Origin of the sequence: Enterococcus sp. DIV0421, from assembly GCF_051713745.1 — a bacterium.
In the GTDB taxonomy this organism is placed as follows: domain Bacteria; phylum Bacillota; class Bacilli; order Lactobacillales; family Enterococcaceae; genus Enterococcus_D; species Enterococcus_D casseliflavus.
Genome location: NZ_JBIOQM010000002.1, coordinates 688,957 through 708,466, shown reverse-complemented (window position 1 = coordinate 708,466; position 19,510 = coordinate 688,957). Strand labels below are relative to the sequence as shown.

Annotated in this window: 15 protein-coding genes; 1 reads left to right on the top strand and 14 read right to left on the bottom strand. The window is 39.4% G+C overall.

Going from position 1 to position 19,510, the window contains the following annotated elements:
- Positions 1–169: 169 nt before the first annotated feature.
- From IGI96_RS14395 to IGI96_RS14380, 4 genes are all read right to left on the bottom strand, one after another.
- Positions 170–6,160, bottom strand: coding sequence for a VaFE repeat-containing surface-anchored protein (locus IGI96_RS14395; RefSeq protein ID WP_438785243.1), 5,991 nt, complete (start codon positions 6,158–6,160; stop codon positions 170–172).
- A gap of 185 nt (positions 6,161–6,345) precedes the next feature.
- Positions 6,346–7,260, bottom strand: a complete 915-nt coding sequence (locus tag IGI96_RS14390; RefSeq protein ID WP_438785242.1) for a LysM peptidoglycan-binding domain-containing protein — start codon at positions 7,258–7,260, stop codon at positions 6,346–6,348.
- Entirely contained in the window at positions 7,253–7,465 is a 213-nt protein-coding gene (locus IGI96_RS14385; protein WP_368264566.1) for a hypothetical protein, read from the bottom strand. Before IGI96_RS14385 ends, IGI96_RS14390 begins: the two co-directional genes overlap by 8 nt.
- A gap of 214 nt (positions 7,466–7,679) precedes the next feature.
- A complete protein-coding gene (locus tag IGI96_RS14380; RefSeq protein WP_438785241.1) occupies positions 7,680–8,177 on the bottom strand; it encodes a hypothetical protein in 498 nt (165 codons plus the stop codon).
- Positions 8,178–8,482: 305 nt separating this feature from the next.
- Here IGI96_RS14380 and IGI96_RS14375 point away from each other — a divergent pair, with 305 nt between their 5' ends.
- On the top strand, positions 8,483–8,677 hold the full coding sequence (locus IGI96_RS14375) for a hypothetical protein (RefSeq protein ID WP_438785240.1): 195 nt from the start codon (positions 8,483–8,485) through the stop codon (positions 8,675–8,677).
- A 262-nt stretch (positions 8,678–8,939) separates the two neighbouring features.
- On the opposite strand, the gene IGI96_RS14370 is transcribed toward IGI96_RS14375, so the two are convergent.
- From IGI96_RS14370 to IGI96_RS14325, 10 genes are all read right to left on the bottom strand, one after another.
- Entirely contained in the window at positions 8,940–9,191 is a 252-nt protein-coding gene (locus tag IGI96_RS14370) for a hypothetical protein (RefSeq protein ID WP_438785239.1), read from the bottom strand.
- A gap of 332 nt (positions 9,192–9,523) precedes the next feature.
- Positions 9,524–10,915: a hypothetical protein gene (locus tag IGI96_RS14365; RefSeq protein WP_438785238.1), complete on the bottom strand. Its 1,392-nt coding sequence runs from the start codon at positions 10,913–10,915 to the stop codon at positions 9,524–9,526.
- 510 nt (positions 10,916–11,425) lie between these two features.
- Positions 11,426–11,614, bottom strand: a complete 189-nt coding sequence (locus IGI96_RS14360) for a hypothetical protein (RefSeq protein ID WP_438785237.1) — start codon at positions 11,612–11,614, stop codon at positions 11,426–11,428.
- Positions 11,611–11,883 (bottom strand): hypothetical protein, encoded by a 273-nt coding sequence (locus tag IGI96_RS14355; protein ID WP_438785236.1) that lies wholly within the window; start codon positions 11,881–11,883, stop codon positions 11,611–11,613. The genes IGI96_RS14360 and IGI96_RS14355 overlap by 4 nt, the downstream gene beginning before the upstream one ends.
- Positions 11,880–13,094, bottom strand: a complete 1,215-nt coding sequence (locus IGI96_RS14350) for a replication initiator protein A (protein WP_438785235.1) — start codon at positions 13,092–13,094, stop codon at positions 11,880–11,882. Before IGI96_RS14350 ends, IGI96_RS14355 begins: the two co-directional genes overlap by 4 nt.
- 417 nt (positions 13,095–13,511) lie before the next feature.
- On the bottom strand, positions 13,512–14,315 hold the full coding sequence (locus tag IGI96_RS14345; RefSeq protein ID WP_005225815.1) for an ABC transporter permease: 804 nt from the start codon (positions 14,313–14,315) through the stop codon (positions 13,512–13,514).
- Between the two features lie 2 nt (positions 14,316–14,317).
- Positions 14,318–15,226 carry an ABC transporter ATP-binding protein gene (locus IGI96_RS14340; protein WP_086338327.1) on the bottom strand — a complete coding sequence of 303 codons (909 nt, stop codon included), beginning with the start codon at positions 15,224–15,226 and terminating at the stop codon, positions 14,318–14,320.
- A gap of 240 nt (positions 15,227–15,466) precedes the next feature.
- Positions 15,467–16,990, bottom strand: coding sequence for a helix-turn-helix domain-containing protein (locus IGI96_RS14335; protein ID WP_086338328.1), 1,524 nt, complete (start codon positions 16,988–16,990; stop codon positions 15,467–15,469).
- A gap of 297 nt (positions 16,991–17,287) precedes the next feature.
- Positions 17,288–18,340 (bottom strand): LPXTG cell wall anchor domain-containing protein, encoded by a 1,053-nt coding sequence (locus IGI96_RS14330; protein WP_375838611.1) that lies wholly within the window; start codon positions 18,338–18,340, stop codon positions 17,288–17,290.
- Between the two features lie 225 nt (positions 18,341–18,565).
- Positions 18,566–19,474 (bottom strand): ROK family protein, encoded by a 909-nt coding sequence (locus IGI96_RS14325; protein WP_086338330.1) that lies wholly within the window; start codon positions 19,472–19,474, stop codon positions 18,566–18,568.
- Positions 19,475–19,510 lie beyond the last annotated feature (36 nt).

Sequence of the window (19,510 nt, the reverse complement as noted above, 5' to 3'; positions counted from 1 at the left end):
AACCATTGTTGTGCTGCCTGTTACAGAAGAATAAGCGACAAGGAGCTTCCCTCCTTCGGTTTTTAAAATGTTGTGAGTAGTCTAATAACCAACTCTCTTACTCTTTCTTGATCATTCGAAATTGTCTAAAAACAAACGGCTAGAATTTCTAACCGTTTGTTCATCCTACCTAGTCATTGACTTTGTAGAAGTCATAACCTATCAATCCTGCCGCAAGGACAAAGATCATGCCAATAATCATCCATACATTGCTATCTTCAGACCCTGTTTTTGGCAACATTGGTACAACAGAAGCTGCTTTGACTGGTTGCGGTGGTTTTGGTGCTTCCACAATTTGAACCGTTTGATCTTCATTTGTTAGATCCACATTGTGTTTCGCCACTTCTTCAAATATTTCTTCCTCATCTTCTGTTTTGGCTTGAAGCCATTCCGCAAAACTCAATCCTTTTCCGGCAAGGTTCCGACCATCAACTAAGAATTCAAACAAGAATTCCATGGTTTCTTTGTCTGCCGTAAAGATTTTTTCGGCATGTGTGTCTTCAAATGGCGTGCCATCTGGTGTTAAATAGCCTTGAACAATCAATTGATAGAGTTGACCAATTGCTAGACCATCTACTTTGACCCATTCCAACACGGTTTGATTTGGCAAAGCCAAGATCTCTTTGCCACCATTTTTATTGGTAGCTTTGGTGGTAATGGTTGGATTAACGATTTTGATGGTTTGGTCTTTATCGGTAATATCTGCGTGAGAGGCTAATAATACATCGTCTCTGAAGAGATTTTCAAAGACAACCACTTCTTTGCCTCGCAACGCACGTGCGTCTAAGATAAAGTCTAAGTTGACTGTACCGTCGGTACTTTCTGCCACAAAGGTTAACGTATTTGTGACCTCTTTGCCGTCTACTAGCACTGGTTGTTCTGTTGCTTTATCCATTAATACCCCATTGACTGTATAGGTTCTACCAACGATTAAGTCATGGTATTTCACAGCGTCTGTAATGGTCACTTTCGTTAATGGATTAACCACTTTCAAGCCAGTTGTTTTGTGTGTAGCGGTGGTACGAACACCTGGATTCGTTACCCGTACCGTTTGCCCTTCATCCGTAATATCCGCATGAGAGGCTAATAATACGCCTTCTCTGAAGAGGTCTTCAAAGACCACGACTTCTTTTCCACGTAATGCACGTGCGTCAAAGATAAAGTCTAAGTTGACTGTACCGTCGGTACTTTCTGCCACAAAGGTTAACGTACTTGTGATTTCTTTGTCGTCCACTAAGACTGGTTGTTCGATTGCTTTGTCCATCAAGATTCCATTGACTGTATACGTTCTACCGACAATCAGATCATGATAGGCAACTGCATCCGTAATCGTGACAACTGCCAATGGATCAATCACTTGAAGTCCCGTTTCTTTATCTGTTGCTTTGGTGCTGATTGCTGGATTCGTTACCCGTACCGTTTGCCCTTCATCCGTAATATCCGCATGAGAGGCTAATAATACACCGTCTCTGAAGAGATCTTCAAAGACAACGACTTCTTTTCCACGTAATGTACGTGCGTCCAACACAAAGTCTAGATTTACTGTACCGTCCGTTGTTTCTGCCACAAAGGTTAACGTACTTGTGATTTCTTTGTCGTCCACTAAGACTGGTTGTTCGATTGCTTTGTCCATCAAGATTCCATTGACTGTATACGTTCTACCGACAATCAGATCATGATAGGCAACTGCATCCGTAATCGTGACAACTGCCAATGGATCAATCACTTGAAGTCCCGTTTCTTTATCTGTTGCTTTGGTGCTGATTGCTGGATTCGTTACCCGTACCGTTTGCCCTTCATCCGTAATATCCGCATGAGAGGCTAATAATACGCCTTCTCTGAAGAGGTCTTCAAAGACCACGACTTCTTTTCCACGTAATGCACGAGCGTCCAACACAAAGTCTAGATTTACTGTACCGTCCGTTGTTTCTGCCACAAAGGTTAACGTACTTGTAATTTCTTTGTCGTCCACTAAGACTGGTTGTTCGATTGCTTTGTCCATCAAGATTCCATTGACTGTATACGTCTTTCCTACAATCAAATCATGATAGGCAACTGCATCCGTAATCGTAACAACTGCCAATGGATCAATCACTTGTAATCCTGTTTCTTTGTCTGTTGCTTTGGTGCCGATTGCTGGATTTGTGATACGTACGGTTTGCCCTTGGTCATCGATGTCTTTGTGGTTTGCCAGCTCTTCGTCATTTCTGAAAAGACTTTCAAACACAACGATTTCACGACCATTTAAGTCCGTTAAATCAAAGGTAAATGGCACGATCACCGTTTCATTTTCTGCTTTGGCAATAAAGTCCACACTGATTTCTACTGGATTTCCATGAACTAGTAAGGCTTCACCGGTTGCTTTGTCCATTAAAATTCCTTTGACCAAGTAAGCTTTTCCTGGAAGGATTTCGGTAATTTCAACGGTATCATTTAAGGTGAACAGCCCCGTTGGGTCTGCGACCGTCAAGCCATCTTCAAAGACAGCAGTCGTATGAACCGTTGGATTGTTTACCCGAACACTTTGATTTTCATCGGTAATATCTTCGTGTGCTGCAACTTCAATACCATCACGGAAAAGTTTTTCAAAGACAACGATTGTTTGACCTTTTAAGACGCTGGCATTAACTATAAATTCCAGGTCTTTTGTGCCATTAGCTTTGTCTGCAATAAAGGTCAACGTTTTTCTGATTTCTTTACCATCTTGTAGGATCGGTTCATTCGTTGCCTTGTTCATCAAGACACCTGAAATGGTGTATTCTTTGCCGACAAACAAGTTCGTATAAGAAACACTGTCTTTAATGACGATCGTTTCTAACGGATCCACCACTTTTTCTCCGTCTTCTTTATTCGACGCTTGTGTTTCAAGTGTTGGTGGAATCAAATAGTTGCGTACAGAAACGAATAAGGTTTCGCCATCATCTGGCGCATTTTGTTTGAATGTGATAGTGAATGCTTGTTTGTCTGTATTTGGTTGGAAGCTTTCTAATGGTGCTTTTTCGACAAAGTAGTAAGATCCAGCGACTAAGCCTTTTACAAGAATTTCACCGTTTGTATCCGTCGTATATTCACCGACTGCTTTTCCTTCGTCGTTATACAACGTAAACGTCACACCTGTAAGTGGCGTTTGTTTGTTATTCCATTCTTCATACTTGAACAATTTCACATTCTTACGTGCTTGACGGTTCGCAAAATTGATCACTTTGATCGGTTCGGTATCGTCTGTAATCGAGAACACCAACGGTGTTTTGTTTAAGACATAATTTTTCGGTGCGTTGATTTCTTCGATACGGTACCGACTAATTCCATACGTAAACGTACCATTCGTAACGAGATAACCTTTATCATTAGTACGGAAAATATCCGTTACTTCGGTATCATTTGGAATGGCAAAGGTGACATACTCATTCGCTAAAGTGTCAAAGATCTTGAACTCCGTATTAGCAAGTGGAATCACTTTGCCTGTTTCTTGATCGACTTTAACAATTTTCAGCTGTTGCTCAACGATTTGGTCTTCTAACACGTAACGGAAGGTTTGACCTTGTTCAGAAATCGTTACTTCGAACGGTTCAAACAATTTGTATCCTTCCTTGCCTTTGGTTTCAGAAACAATATAGGTATCAAAGACAACGGCGTTTTTACCGAAGGTAAAGTAACCGTCTTTGTCAGTCAAGACTGCTTTAACGACTTTACCGGTTGTTTTCGAGGTCAATGAAATTTCAATGCCTGCAAGTTTTGGCTTATTGTCAGGATCTTTCGTGTCCACAAAGTCTTTATTGCCGACCTTAACCCCTTCAATCGTTCCTTTGATCACTTGATCTTTTGCCGTAACTTCTTTTGTGACAGTTTCTTTGTCTTGGCCACCATAGACTAACTCAAAATGAATCTTATTCGTATTGAGATTGTATCCAGCTGGCGCTTTTTCTTCGATCCAATAGTAAGAAGCAAGTTTCAGATCTCTCACTTCTGCTTGGACTTTTCCATTGATATTTTTCAGCGTAACAGATTTTATTTTTGTGCCGTCTGCTTGGTACAAGCCATAAACTGCGCCTTCTAAAGTCGCAGCACCTTGAGCTTTGTTTCCAGTTTCGGCATCTTGTTTGAAAATGCGCGCAATCCCTTTTTGTTCTTGGTTTTCAATGTTTTGAGTCACATTTGTAATCTCGACATCTTGACCTGCATAAACAATGTCTACTGTCCATGTAGCAGTGTTTAGCACATATCCATTTGAGGCAGCTGTTTCTTTTATCGTATACGTCCCTAAATCTAATGCTTTTGTTTGGGCTTTTCCTGCATCATTCGTCGTAATTGTGTCTACAAGATCACCTGTAATCGTTGGTCCAGCGTACACTTCAAAAACATTTCCAGCCAATGTATATTGATCATTTGGCATAGTTTTATTGAATTCTACCCCTGATTTATCGATCGTAATCGTCCCTTTTTGCGCATCATTTTCAAGGGTCACTTTGATTGTTTTATTGGCTTCAATCGTAAAATCTTTGCTTGTTTTGTTCAACACGTAGCCCGTTGGAGCTTTGATCTCTACAAGGGTGCCTTTTGTGCCATGCGTTATATTCTTGATCGTCGCAATCCCCTTATCATTGGTTTTCACGGTTTGGTCTTTGCCGTTGATCGTCACTTTGATTTCTGCGTTGGCTAAAGGTTCTTTTGTGTCTGCATCAATTTTCAAGATTTCAAGATTTCCTTGTTTTAGGACATTTAGGTTTAGTATTACTTTTCCTCCAGTTGGATCTCCTAATACTGAAATGGTTTGTTTTCCTGGTTGTTTATAGACTAGTGACGTTCTATTCAGTTTTGTTTTATGAAGCGTAATAGTTGCTTTTTCAGATGCATCTTTCGTTGCAGTAATCACTAATTGATTTCCTTGAATCTTTGCGGTAATACCTTTAGAAGGAGTTATATCTTTAATATTCCCTAAAGAATTATTCGTATCTGTAACAGTGATTGTTTCGCCGACTTTAACAGTTTCGGTTTTCCCAGCAAAAGATACTTTTTTATTAAATGTCGCTATTTTCTGATTTATCTCATTTTTAAATGCCTCATAATTCAACACCTTATTAACCATCAATGGAGTTGAGTTCAACTGTTCATGAATAAATAGTTGTGTTGCAATTCGACGATGAAGTGATTTGTCTTTACTATCTTCCCAGCCAAAATATGCAATTAACTCAATTTTTTTACGAATATCTGCATTTTTCAAATACGTATCTAATGCAGATTCTGTAAATGTCCCTGAAGCACCTCGTACCCCAGGTTCAATACAAAAGGCAACTTTCCCATTGACTTCAAAAAGATCAATTTTATCATAAGCAAATGGCGTTCCATTTGGTAAACGCATCTCTGCCCAATAAATACCTTCTGTTGGTTGTGGAGCAACTTCTGTCATTTTTACATTTGCCGTATTTGCGGCACGTGTAGAAACAGCCGCACGACGAACACGAGCTGAACGAGGTTGAGTAACAACAGGCATTTCTTCTGCTGATTTCTCCGACACCGTCGTTTCTTTCGTGTCAGTAGCGACTACAGATTCTTCTGTCTTTTCTTCCGTATCCTTAGTGTCTACCGATTGTCCCGCTGTTTTTTCTGTGTCAACAGCAGATGCATCCGTTGCTTTTTCTACAGAAGGTTCTGTCGAGGTAGGCGACTCAGATGCTGGTTGATTTTCTGGAGTTGTTGCCTCTGTTGTTTCTGCTGACTCTGTTGCTTCAGAAGAAGATGTCGTATTCGACGTACTTTCTTCTGATGGTTCTGGTAAAATGTCTGTTTCCGATGTTTCTGTTTCTGCAGGTTGTGTGACCGCTGGACTGTCTCCTGGGTTTTGCGCTTCCCCGATTGTTTGATCAAGGGCTTCTTTTGAGTTAGTTGTCGGTGCATCGGTTTCTGGCATAGACTCAGCTGGTGTTTCTACAGCTGGAACTGCTTCTTCTACCGGTCGAACTTCAACGGCTTCAACGGGAGCTGGGGCAGTTGTTTCTACTGTGGGTTGACGTGGTGCATTCTCTTCTGCTTGCGCTTGAAATGTCCCCGTCAAAAAGCAGAACTGAGAAAATGCCAGAAGCGCAGCTGCTTTGAACCATTTCTTTCTTGTTCTTTGTTGCACAAGAATCAAATCCTTTCTTACATTTTTTGTATAATAAAACGCCGTTACCAAAAACGATAACGACGTGAATGATTGGTTTTATTTTGATTGATCTGGGGATCTTGCCCGTGGAAGTCTTCTCATTATATTTCACTCCAAACAAAAAAGATATCAGCACATTTACTGATATCTTTTCCATATATTTGTTATTGATTAAAGTTTACCGTCCATTTACCAATAGGTTCATAATTTTTATTTACTAAATCAAACCATTGCCATTCGTATCCATACCATTTGCTATCTGGATTTGTTGCTTCTGCTTCACCGTATGCTTCAGCTTCAGCCTCAGAGTTAAATATTTTCCCGCTATTACCAAGAGTTCCCGGCATTGGTTCTTGATCCGTTACTGTTGAAGGGTCAGTGACAGGAACTGTTGTCGATCCGCCTTGTTCCCCACTTGGGCTTGGTTGTGTCGGTGTCGTCGGTTGAACCGGTGTACTTGGTTTTTCCGCTGGTTTGCTTGGTTGAGCAGGTGTTTCTACTGTTCCTGAAGGAGCTGTTGTCCCAGCAGTAGAGCTAGTTGTCCCCTCAACAGAACCGCTTGTCCCACTAACTGCAGCACTTGTCCCTTGTTTATTAGTATCAGCTTTTCCACTTGTCGCAGTTGTTCCTTGCTTGTTTTGTACTGTTTCTTTGGCTTTATCTGTTGCTTGTTTTGCAGGCTCTTGTTTGCCTACCGGTTTACTTGCATCATTCTTATCTTGTGGGGTTACCACTGACTGCGCAACTGTTTCTCCCTTATCGTTCTTGGCTGTCACGACATTGCCATCAAAAACTAGCGTATTGCCTGCGTAGATCAAATCGACATTCGCAATCTTATTCAGATCTGCGAGTTTTTGCACTGTCAAATTCGTCGCCTGACTGATTCCACTCAATGTATCCCCCCAGACAATCGTATATTGATTATCTTTAGCTTTCGCAATGTCTGCTTTGATTTGATCCACTGTACGTGGTGTCCAAACCCGATTGACTTCTGACGCCTGTGCATCATTCCCACTTGTGAAAAATACCACGCCTGCCGCTGCTCCAACAATCAAACTGACTAATACTTTTTTACTCATCTGGATTCTCCTCACTTTTTTTATTTTTTTCTTCTGCTAATAATTTGTCATACAATTCTTTCACCGCAATTTTCACAATTGACGTTTGTGGAAATTTTGCCCCATACAAACGTGCTTCCAAAATTTCTCGTATTTCTTGCAAATGTGCCGCAGTGTCTGTATCAATTGCGACACTTCCACTTCTCTTTGCCTTTTTTTCTGCCATTGAGTACTCCTCCTCGAAGCTTCTTTATAAGATCTTACAAGCAGATTATAGCACGTTTTAAATTACTCGTAAATACTTTTGTATACTTAAAGTTACTAAAGCAGACAAAAAGAAGTTTTTTAAAATCTACCACCTCCTAATCCGGATTATTTTGCAATATACTAATCAAATCTTTTGCTTTCATGTTTACCCTCCTATTCCTCCATTTCTGTCACTAACAGACTGACCACCCCAATTCGTTTAATCGTCGTTGATTGTTCAGCTTTTGAATTTCTAGCGGCGGTAATTCCGTCACACGGTATCCTTTTAACGTTGTTACCACATCCACAAAACTATACTTGATTTCTATGATTTCCCTTGCGATATAAAAAGCATTTTCTCCCAATTCACATACATCTCCAACTTTTACCGTTCGTCGTTTTTCCCAGGAAGGCAATGCATTCATCGAAGCTGTTTTGCAGTTGCTTATGATTTCTGTTTCTCTGGAAACTCGATTGTTTGGATCGAACGTACCGATTTTTTGCGCGACTACTGTTGCTTCAATCAGGTCATGTTGCCAACCTAAATTGCCTCCCATGTTGACATATCTTGCTTTCACTCGATTTTGGGCAATCGCTCGAACGATCCAACATTCGCGCTCATGATCAAAGAAATCATTGCGCTTGATCGAGTTGTTAAACCCAATCTTTTCTAATGTGATTAATTTAAGCATCCTTTCACCTATTTCTATTATTTGCTGACGAAATGCCTGCGAAATTTCCAATGAACAAACCCTTCAATCGTCACTCCGTACATGTCACAATAACGCGCTAACTCCTCCTTGTTGTATATTTTTCCTCTCGATCAACACTTATTTGCTATCGGACACGGTAAAATGTAGGAAAATGGCCAAAAAACGACATTTTTAAATGTCCATTGACACTTATTCAACGAATCTTTCTTCTTACAAGATTGTCATGCGATCATTCCCTTTCCCTGATATACTTTACTTGATCACTAGATAAAGGAGTCTTTGTCATGGAAAAAATAAAAGAAATCCTATTGATTATTCCTATCTTTCTTATCTTGTACGTTACTCTTTGCCTGATTGTTGCATTTTTCATCAGTGTTTATCGCTTTGCTGTGAAAAAAGAATCTTTCTGGGAAAACTTCAAAGAATGGTTTATTGATTTATTTTTAGAACTCTTAAATCCCTTCAACTATCTTTTTTAATCTGCTGACTCCTACGAATGTCGGGAGGTGTCTAAACCGATGACCCAGTGAAAAAAGAAAGTGAAAAAACACTGGGAGGAGGAGCCCGACACTCGCACGGGTCAACAGACCTGTTTGTTCTCTTCTTCGATCTATCCTAACAGATAGCAAAACGCCATATCCGTAAGGATGTCATTCCTAATCGTGTATCCAAATTGCCTCTGGATCCTTTAGCCCTTTTTGTTTGCCCGTTTCATTTTAAAAACATTTTTAAACAGATTTTTTACGCAAGGTTTCTAGCGTTCGCAACCCATAAACTCTCAAAAAGTATCTTCGCTCCCTCGAAAAACGATTGACTCATTCTCCTTATTATCTGATCTTCGCAAAAATCTTTTTTGTCCTGTGCCACACCCATCCAAACATACCGTGATTTTAGACTGATCTCAGTTTCACCATACTTTTTTAGGTGGTTTATCCTTCCTAAGCCCCTGTTAGGCACGCTGATTAGCTTAGAAAGTCCTGTTGTTTTATTCATTTCTCAATGTCCTCCCAAAAGTCCCAAATAAGTTGACGTGTATCGCTTCCGTTCAAAAGGACGATCTCGTCCTTGAGCATTCCAGCTCTCCTATCCTAGGAATCTCTTCCGCCAGCATCCTTTAAGCTTTACCTAAAGGGTTTCGTGTCCGTGTGCTTATTTGTTCCTTTTTTCGATCGCTTCATTCTGTGCGAGCGATAACGCAAGATTTATTCATTTTTTCAAACGAACAAACAAAAAGAGCTAAATGGATCCAACCTAAATACTTTTTCTTAACTCTCTCTTTGGAGTAAAAATCAAGAAGAAACAATAACTGAAACTCTTAGTTCTAACTACCTAAGTACAACTTTTCTCGCTAAAAAGTGATAGTATTCATCTATATTCAAAAATTTCTGATGTTTTTCTTCAATAAATTTCTTGGGATTATAGCTATCCAAACAAATCAGTCGTTTCCCTAAATTTAGTAGTTGTTGTTGTCCATATATACGAACTTCTCCTGGTTGACTTCCTCTAATCATCAAAACAGTATAAGATTGTCCTAAACTAGATAATTTTTCATAGACACCAGATCGTTCACTGTTCGTTAAATCATCAAAATATTCATTAACGATTTTATGATAATTTGGTTCAACTACTTTTACACTCTTTACCCCATGAAGAGTAAAATCTGCTAATCTCAATACCATTGCCTTAGACTCTTTATCCGCAAATCCTATTTCTTCCCAGTGATACTCTATCCATTTAGGAAAATTACGCAACGTTTTGTCATAATAAGAGGAAATAACTATCCTAGATGCTATTTTAAAGTGGTAGTTAACTGCCCTTTTTTTAAATCGAAAGACGTATGTCCCCACCCTAGCGGCTTCTAACACTACATGATCAGGCAATACCTTATTTATTCTTTCTATCATAGTCTTAAGATATTTAGGCGCTTTTATTTTACTAGCTGTGTAGGGACTGATTTGTCCTCTATTTTTTTCTACTTCTTTCAAAATTTCTTTGTACTCTTTTGGTTGAACACGTTCAATTGATTTGGCCACACTTCTAGAAAGAACATTATCCTTACCTAAATTTTCTTGTACAAATTTATTCATAATTTTCTTTTCACTACGATAGATTTTGTGTAAACGAAACAATTCTTTTTCATCTAAACTATTTCCATTTTTGATATAGTTTTTCATAAATTTAACAAGTTTTTTCTTTGCTTTGCGGTAAGAATCTTGATAGAAATCGGGTAGAATGATCTCGGTATACTCCGTCAAATCCTTTTTATCCGTTAAGAGACTGTAAAATTCTTCGTTCTTATCCAGCAATTTATTATACCTGTACAATTCATCTTCATTTTTGACTATTCTTTTCATGAATGCTAATTCTTTGAAATTATTTGAACAATTCCCACCAATGTATAATGACTGTTGATTTTTTTTGTTAATAATCTTATAACGTGTCTGAATTGGTTGATTACATAAATCACAGTGATACTCTTTTTCCCCAGAGATACAAGTCCCTTTTCTATCTATCTCCCATTCCTTTATAGATAGGTTTAACCAGTGTGCTAGATTTTGATTTATTTTCGTTACTATTCCAAAAGTTTCCGCTTGTTTTGGATAGATCCTTTTATTTTGTTTCAGACAAGAATAGACATCTGGTTCGACTTTTTTTAGTGCTTCACTATGTAGCAACAAATTTCTCTGACTTAAACAAATCAATACTTTCTTTCCCATCTAACTGCTCCTTTTTAATATTTTTGTAATATTATAGCATCTATGTTATTTTCTCGACCAGTCTAATTCGTTTAAGAAATATTTATTCAGTTAAAAAAATCTTTTCATAACCTTTTAGCTATTTATGTTTTTTCTTTTCACTAGTTTGGCATATTGTTTATTCGTGAGTGATAATGCTTGTGTAGAACATCCCCGATATGCAACGAGCTTCCCATCAAACCAAATTTGCTTAATCTGTGAAAAAAATAGTTTTCTTGCAAGATACGATGTCAAAGATTTCGTATATAATACAATTGGCTTCCCAGACGAATCGATACTTATTCGTTGGGCTATCTGATCATGAATCTTCCATCGTTGCCGATTGAATAGTGTCACTTCACAACACATCCACCGTAAATGATTTTCATATAAATTCATTCCTCTTCCTCCAACCAGTTATTCAAAAAATCTTACTTTTATCTTGCTTGAAGCAATACAATTCCATGACTTCTCCAAAAGTGTCTACACTTTTTAACGAGGTGCCGACACTTTTTTCAATCCAACATCGAAATGAGCAGCTTCTTGCCTAACTAGAAGATCCAATGCATGGGCAAGAATTTTACTTTCCGAAAGGACGTATTTTTTTGATAATCGCTTTAATGCTGCTTGTTGCTCCGTGTTTAAAGTTGTCACGCCTCTCTTATTTTCTGCCTTAATCATTTTTCTTCTCCTTCTTCTCGATCCATCGGTTCAAAATTAAATGTGCCTTTTATTTGTCGATAACGTGCCCCACAATGTTCACATTCCCAAACAAATGTCTTATGAAAATGCGGTGCTCCACAAGGCAATCGTCGATAATGGACGATATGTTTCGCTAGCTTCCCACAATCACAATCAATATACGTTGGCGGCCAACTCGCATGAGCCATTGTATGGAATAGCACGTAATAACTGTTATAGCACCGTCGGTTCGTCTCTAGAAACTTCATCGGGGTTCCTCCTCTTTCCCAATTTTAAGCGCTGTTTCACGCAAACAAAGCAATTCGTTATCCAATTGCGTCAACGTATATTTATCAGGAAAAATTGCTTGAAGCACACTTCGCTCTATTAACTCATTCGCTAAAAATTCTTGTCTCAAGTGTTCGATTTCAGAGAAAGAAACAACCGTTTCTGCCAACAACACCAATTTCCAGAAATGAGTCATCATCCGATAAAAATAAGCAAATGGATCTTGAATCGGTTTTCCTTCATGACAACTCGTACGATATTTAAAAATGAATTTCTCTACTTCATGTTCCAAATCTTGCGCCCAAAGTTCTCCGTTTAATCGTGGCAAAACACGATAATGGATCGCTAGAATATCCGCATACTCTTTTTCTACTTTGCGTTTTGCGGCATAGATCTTATCAATCATTTTTTTGGCATCTGACCCAAAATGAGAAAGCAGCTCAATGGTTCGCTTCGTCAAAAATGGATGGTCGCCCATTTTGAGCAGCTCTGTTTCTGGAATTTCTGAAAGAGAAACATCCGTTGGTTTCTCGTATCGATTTGTATCGTTAATATTCTCAGTATTACTTAATTCAGTATTACTAGGGTTAAAAATTTTACCTTCCGGACGTTCATTTTTTGGACGTCCAAAATCTTTACCTCCTTGTCCCCCAAGGGATTCCGGCGTTTTTTCTATTCTTTTCGAATGATCCTCTTTCGGAAGAGGAAGGTCATTTCCAAGATAATCCAAACGCTTGATCAATCGATTTTCTGAATCATATTCTTCAATAATTTGATGATCCGCTTCGACTAATTGAAGATACAAACGATTTGGTTTATTTAATCCTTGTTTTACTTCTCGCAACAATTTCATTTTTGCCAGTTCCTGTTTTACTTTCGTAACCGTTGGTTTTGACTTATCTAGCAATTCCATCAATTCTTCCACAGTAAAAATCAAAAACACAGAACCATGTTCATCAACAAAATCACGTTTTCCAGATTCATACGAACGAATCGATAACTGACAGCGATTATACAATGCCCCATACGCCAATTTGGCATCATTGGATAATTGTGCGTAATCGCTCGTATAGCGAATCTTTTTAATAACTTTTCCCATACTATCTTTGATACGCTCTGTCCGTGTCATAAAGATTTGGGGAATTTGATAAAAGTATTGCGTGGTTAATTGATTCACTGTAATATCTGCCATGTTATAGCCTCCTTCAGATTTTTCTGCTTCTCCGCCAAGAGAAATAGAAAAAACTCATAAAATTTTGTAAGCAGGCAACGGGAGTCGAACCCGTACTCGCCAATGTCAAAACATCTGAATACCTGCGGCTCAGTATAGTCATCTAGAAAGATTTGGCGGAAACTATACTGATCATCTAGAAAGAGAGTCAATAATATGGCTTTGGGAGCTATTTCTAGTCCCTATACAAATACAAGGAATCGAACCTTTGAACCGACCACTTCGGATAGTTGTTTCATGAACTCTCCTTTTCCGCCTGAACAACAAAAAAGAGGACAGATTTCTCTATCCTCTTTACTTCTAAATTCTTATTTTTTAATCCTAACTAAACTCTAGACACTTACAGCTGGATTTATCCAAAAACTTTCACTCGTTTCCTCAACTTAATGCGACATCTCTTTTGTTGAATAACCAATTTGTTAAAAGGTAGATTAAAACACTGTAAACAAGGATCCCGATCGCCATTTCCCAATAGCCCAATCCCGGATCAAAAGCAGTCATCTGCATGTCAGGACTATTTAATACACTCGGTATCTGCTCTTTGATATTCATAAAATTAAATGGATTCCACTTCAGCCATGGGTATTTTTCTTGCGCAAAAAGCATGATCGAGTTGATGATGCTGCTTCCAAACAACATACCCAAGCCTAAGCCTACCGCCAGGCTTTGAGAGCGAATGACGGCTGAGATAAAGATGGTCAATGCAATATAAAAGACGATCAATAGCAAGTTGGTTCCCGCAAAAACAAGGGCAACGAGAATCGCCGCTAGCCCGTTGTAGCCAGTAGCAGCAAAAGGTGATTCAGCAGCTAAAAATAAATTGGCAGCTGCTAAACTACTGATGAGTAAAACAGCGGTCCCTAACAGCGCAAATAAAAACGTGTTGATGGCTTTTGCTGCTAAGATTTGGCTTCTGGAAAAAGGCCGAATCAATAAGAACTTAATCGTTCCACGACTGAACTCTTCTGCCACTGAAGAAGCCGCCACAATCACTACAAATAAGTTTAAGAACGACGTCATATCGCTTAAAGAAGCAAATAAATCATTGGCCCCAATTTCTGGACTACCTAAGCGTACAACATAGGTCAAGCCAAACGTCATTAAAACCAATAAAAGCAGCATGATCCAAGTAGAACGCTTTTTGGTTAATTTGATCCATTCATTTTTTATCAATGTCAGCATGCTTACAAACCTCCTTCTTCGGTCCAAGCCAAGAATGTATCTTCTAAAGAAGATTGCTTTGTCCGTAGTTCTTTTAAGCCGATACCCGCCGTCACGATCGCTGCAGCGATTTCTGAACGCTTATCTGTTTGCAACGTGACTTGCAATTCGTCTTCTACGTGCAAGACCTCGACGTCAAAGGAAGCTTTTAACAGTGCTTCGGTTTGCAAGTGATCATCGGTTTTGATGATCAACACATTTTTCTCTGCTTTCAACTCTGCCATTGCTACTTGATGGGTGACTTTTCCTTTTTGCACCACGATCAAATGATCGGCAATTTGTTCGATGTCGCTTAACTGATGACTGGAAACTAAAACAGAGACCCCTTTTGCTCGCAAAGAAAGAATCATTTCCCGAAACTCCCGCATGCCTTTAGGATCCAGGCCATTCATCGGTTCATCTAAAACTAATAAGTCTGGTTGATGGACTAATGCCTGGGCAACACCTAAACGCTGACGCATCCCTAATGAATAGGTTTTGACTTTTTGATGGATATGTCCTTCTAAATGCACCTGACGGATCAGGGCTTCTAGCTCAGAGGCTGTGCCTTTTTTCTTCGCCATACGCTGATACTGCATCAAATTCTCATAACCGGTCATATAATTATAAAACTCAGGATTCTCAACGATCGCTCCGACTGAGGCAATCGCTGTTTTAAAAGAAGAATCCAATAAATTTCCCATAATGGCAATCGATCCTGTGTTGTGCTTCATCAAGCCAACGATCATTCGGATGATCGTCGTCTTCCCAGCCCCATTGGGCCCTAATAAACCAACGACTTGTCCTTGGTCCACCACAAAGGAAACATCATCAATGATTCGTTTGGTTCCAATCAATTTGGAAACATTTTGCAGTGCTAATACTTCTGTCAAAGTTACCCCTTCTTCCTAACACCATTTCTGCAACGATTTTAAATAAAAAACGTTATGATAATATGTATACCATGCCATCTCTGTAAAAAAAAGTCAAGAAGCGAAAAAGGAACATCGATGCTCCTGTTTTTGCTTCTTGACAACTTCGTTTATCACTGTTGCTTTTCACGTTTGCCCTATTGCTGCTAGTCAAACGCTTGGCAAAATTATAAGTTCTATTGGCTCGATCTTATAGCGGGCTCACTCCGTTTGGGTGAATGCCAGCTGGGCGAACGCTGCCTTGTTCTTGGCACTTCTGATCTGTTTGATCACTTGCTTGAGCTGTTTCCATTCCTTTGCGCTTGGGTGACCATTCCAATAAAAGAGGTAAGGCTGTTCTTCCTCGGAAAATTCCTGATGGATCGGATAATCGCTGATCACCAAATCTGGTTTTTGAGACAGCGAATAATGGGCCATCGCTCGATGCGTGGCATTCATCAAGCGGTTCTTGATCCAAAGCTCTTGCGTTTTTCCGTATTTCGAATGGATCGAGAACGTGACCGGCTGTTCATATTTGATAAAAATAACTCTCAGTAACATACAGTATTGGAAAATCAAGCGATCATTTATTTGCAGTAATCTACGCAACTCTGGTAAAGAAACAGTCGCTTCCAAAAAAAACCGTTTCATGGTTGGATAAAGCACTGGAAAAGCGGCTTGCAGCTCTTGCTCGTCGGTTGTTTTGCCAAAACTATCGCTTTTTTGTCGCGTACCAAAACAGCCAGAGGCGGAATGGATCATGACCAGATTAACCAGTAAATAGTTTTTTTCGGCTTCTGTAAACGTCAACCGAAAATACACGGCTAGTTTTTCAACGAGCTGCGCTTCTTGCTGGTACTTTGGCTGAGTCAGCCACGAGATGTTAGCAGCATCGAGATCCTCCTCAAGATAGGTGTTCATTACCCCGAACATATAATACAAGAAGCTGCGTTCAACCTCCGAAATTTCAGAAAACGGCAGATGACTCCTGTTAAACAATGGGTTCAAAAAGACCTGATCAAACTGTTTTTTTTCAATTAATGGGTGCTCAAAGGTAAGTACTTCGTTTGGTAAAAACGAAAGCGGATGCTTTTGATGGATTCTTTGCACGGAGATAGCGAATAGATGAAGAAATTTATCGATATCGATTTTTCTCATATAAGAAGCATGGGTTTCAAACAACGCTTCAGCCTGCTCTTTCTCCTTGATCGATGCCAAGACTTGTGAGTCCTTCTCATCAAAAATTTGCCAATAGGTAAGATGATAAAAATAGCGGATCGCATATTCATCACCTGCCAAAGGATCACCTTTTTTTAAACTATAGGACAAATGATAGTTCGCCAAAACATGATTTAACTCCTGCAATTTTCGTTGAATCGTGCGGGGACTGCTAAAGGTTTTGTGACTGAGTTGTTCAAGGGAATGATAATCCCCCTGAAAGAGTGCATCCAGCAAGATAAACCCAACGGTTCCCTGCAACAATACACTATAGGCTTGGCTCAATAGAAATCGTGGAGAAAAAGCAATCGACACTTCTTTTTCCAACCGATCATAGGTCAAAGTAAACTGAGGATAGCGTGCACGAAACACCTCTACTTGCTGAACGATCGACTGCATTTTGTTGGTTTTCCTATCGAAAACACCTGAGAGCTCTTTAATTGTATAGTCTTTCTTGTTCGTTTCGTAACAATAACTTAGAAACGCATATATTTGTTTTTCTGTCGTATCCAAAAGTGCCTGTAACATGAAATTTCCCTCGCTTGTATAATCAGCAAACGCTGTTTTTGTCCTAAATTTGTCATCTTACAAAATTGTAAGCTGGCAGTGTTTGGTGATCGTACCACCGTGCGCTCTTTTCTGTCAAATCACTTTTAACAAATTTTCCTTTCGTTATCTGTATATTTTCATAAAAAAAGTCTGACGCCTCAAAACGATCGTCAGACTTTTTGTTAAAAACGGTAAAACAAAACGTGATTGTGCTTTCTGGGGAAGAAAATTCCAATCGTGGGTTATCAATTCTCTCATTATCCTCGGCTTTTTTCTTTACTGCCTCTCCTCAGAAAATAACTTTCGATTCAGCCAGTAAAGGAAGACAGTAAGGATAACCACGCCTAGACCAAAGAGTAAATAGCGAATACTTGTATTTTTGCTACCGGTTTTCGGTAGTAAGGCTCCATTGACCTCCTTAGCGCTGCTTGTCTCCGTACGTTGTTCCTGTTGCATTTTCACTGAAGACGATGCTTTAGCGAGTTGTTTGCCTGCGGGATCATTGGAGGAAACACTTCGCTTGCTTGACTGACTTTGGTTCGGCGCTAATTTGTTTGGTTTCGTTTCTGAATCTGAAAGATTCTCATATGCCGCTTCACTGACGGTCGTTGTTCCTGTTGTTGCGGTGGTTTCTTGACTCCTAATTGTCTGACTCGATTCACTCTCACTAACTGGTTGGGTGTTCAAATTTTCTGACTCACTTGCATTGTGACTACTTTCGATACTTTGAGAATCCTGACTTGTGTTTTCCGTAGTAGAAGTCCTTGGATCCGTCGATTGAGAGTCGCTAAATTTCGGTTCGATACTACTAAAGGAAGAGCTTGTTTCTTCAGACACCTTAGCGCTTGTGCTTATCTCAGAGTTCGTGCGCTCACTAGAGCTCGGGGGTGTTATTACCTGCCATTGACTAGGCTTCAAGTTTTCAGTAATCGTTGTTTCACCGTCATAAATCACAACTAAATCTACTTTATCCACACTTTTGATCTCATCGATGGCCATCTCAGCATAGATCCTTAAGTAGTTTTCAACACCTGAAAACCAATCGACATTTGTTAGATACGTTTCACCAATCACCTTTTCACTGTGTCCATTGCCATCCCAACCATAAGTTAAACGGATACAAACGTTTTGTGAAGTCAGCGTTTTGTTCGGCCGTACCGGGATCGTAATGACGTTCAAGGCTTCATCATAGATCACACGGTTCGTTTGAACAGAAAACGATAAATTCCCTCCGGCTCGTTCTTTTGCTGAAGTATGATCGAAACCAAACACCAGCAGCAATAATCCCGCTAACAGCAAAATCAACACAATTCCAACCAGTTTTCTCATTTCCTCACTTCCTAAATGAATATTTCAAGATAACTTGATAAGGAAATTATAATAAATTCTCAGAGAAAACATGCGCCGAAAAAAAAAGGAAAGTGGCCATAAAATGGCATCTTCCCTTTGCTATAAAGCATCTGAAATTGTTGATAATCTTCCACGGAATCAAATTGGGCGTGCTTATTCACACATTTTACGATTGTTCTACGTCCATTTAATCGAAACCACTATTCAAGAAAACCTTTGTTCGATAGATAGTAATAAATTATAAACCGCACCAAGAAGGTTCGCTTCGTTCCCGTAAAGACAAGCTTCGATGCTAATTTCTTTAAAATTCATTTCCAAAAGTGGTAACTGTTTTCGAACTGAACGGTACTGGTGTTTTATTTCTTGTATTAAAATCGGTTGGGCACTAATGCCACCACCAATCACTAGTTTGTCAAGATCAAGTGTCACCTGCAAATTAATAATCATTCGTGCAATCAGCTGACAATAGTCCACAAACAATTTCTTTAACGCCACATTCTCACCTTTGACTAGTTCATCAAAAACAGTTTTCCCGTCATACTGATCGTCCATATTTAAAAGTGCTGCCCCACTTTGCACGAAGCCTACAGCGGAACCTTTCAACCCAATTAGTTGTTCCAAAGATAGTTCTCCAGTCATATTTGCTAAAAAACTTATCTCACCAGCCTGAAAGTTGCTTCCTTGATAAAGCTCGTTGTCGAGAATCAAACCACAACCAATGCCTGTACCCAAGACAATCGCTGCCCCGTGTGAACAGTCTTTTAGATTTCCAATCCACCATTCTGCTAACGCGGCGGCTTTTCCATCATTTGACAATGCACAAGGAAGTCCGTGTGTTTCTTCGATATATTTTTTTAGTGGGTATTCATGAAGATACGTTAGTGCTCCCCCGAAATACACAACTCCTTTTTTGGTATCAATTTTACCTGGTAGACTGATGCCTACCCCCTTGATTTGGTCATGATAGCTTTGAATAATAGAAGAAATCGTTTCGAGGAAATCGGTCAGATCATTCGGGGTTACACGTTGTTTTTTCTCCACGATGCTTCCTGTGTAGTCGATCAATGCATATTTGATTGCTGAACCACCAACATCAATTCCTAAATAATTCATCTATCCACTCCTGCTCTTTAATCGAACTGGTTTTTA

Bases quoted from the DNA above. Each gene is read 5' to 3' on its own strand.
- IGI96_RS14390 (WP_438785242.1), bottom strand. From the start codon at position 7,260: ATGAGTAAAAAAGTATTAGTCAGTTTGATTGTTGGAGCAGCGGCAGGC.
- IGI96_RS14385 (WP_368264566.1), bottom strand. From the start codon at position 7,465: ATGGCAGAAAAAAAGGCAAAGAGAAGTGGAAGTGTCGCAATTGATACA.
- IGI96_RS14380 (WP_438785241.1), bottom strand. From the start codon at position 8,177: ATGCTTAAATTAATCACATTAGAAAAGATTGGGTTTAACAACTCGATC.
- IGI96_RS14375 (WP_438785240.1), top strand. From the start codon at position 8,483: ATGGAAAAAATAAAAGAAATCCTATTGATTATTCCTATCTTTCTTATC.
- IGI96_RS14370 (WP_438785239.1), bottom strand. From the start codon at position 9,191: ATGAATAAAACAACAGGACTTTCTAAGCTAATCAGCGTGCCTAACAGG.
- IGI96_RS14365 (WP_438785238.1), bottom strand. From the start codon at position 10,915: ATGGGAAAGAAAGTATTGATTTGTTTAAGTCAGAGAAATTTGTTGCTA.
- IGI96_RS14360 (WP_438785237.1), bottom strand. From the start codon at position 11,614: ATGATTAAGGCAGAAAATAAGAGAGGCGTGACAACTTTAAACACGGAG.
- IGI96_RS14355 (WP_438785236.1), bottom strand. From the start codon at position 11,883: ATGAAGTTTCTAGAGACGAACCGACGGTGCTATAACAGTTATTACGTG.
- IGI96_RS14350 (WP_438785235.1), bottom strand. From the start codon at position 13,094: ATGGCAGATATTACAGTGAATCAATTAACCACGCAATACTTTTATCAA.
- IGI96_RS14345 (WP_005225815.1), bottom strand. From the start codon at position 14,315: ATGCTGACATTGATAAAAAATGAATGGATCAAATTAACCAAAAAGCGT.
- IGI96_RS14335 (WP_086338328.1), bottom strand. From the start codon at position 16,990: ATGTTACAGGCACTTTTGGATACGACAGAAAAACAAATATATGCGTTT.
- IGI96_RS14330 (WP_375838611.1), bottom strand. From the start codon at position 18,340: ATGAGAAAACTGGTTGGAATTGTGTTGATTTTGCTGTTAGCGGGATTA.
- IGI96_RS14325 (WP_086338330.1), bottom strand. From the start codon at position 19,474: ATGAATTATTTAGGAATTGATGTTGGTGGTTCAGCAATCAAATATGCA.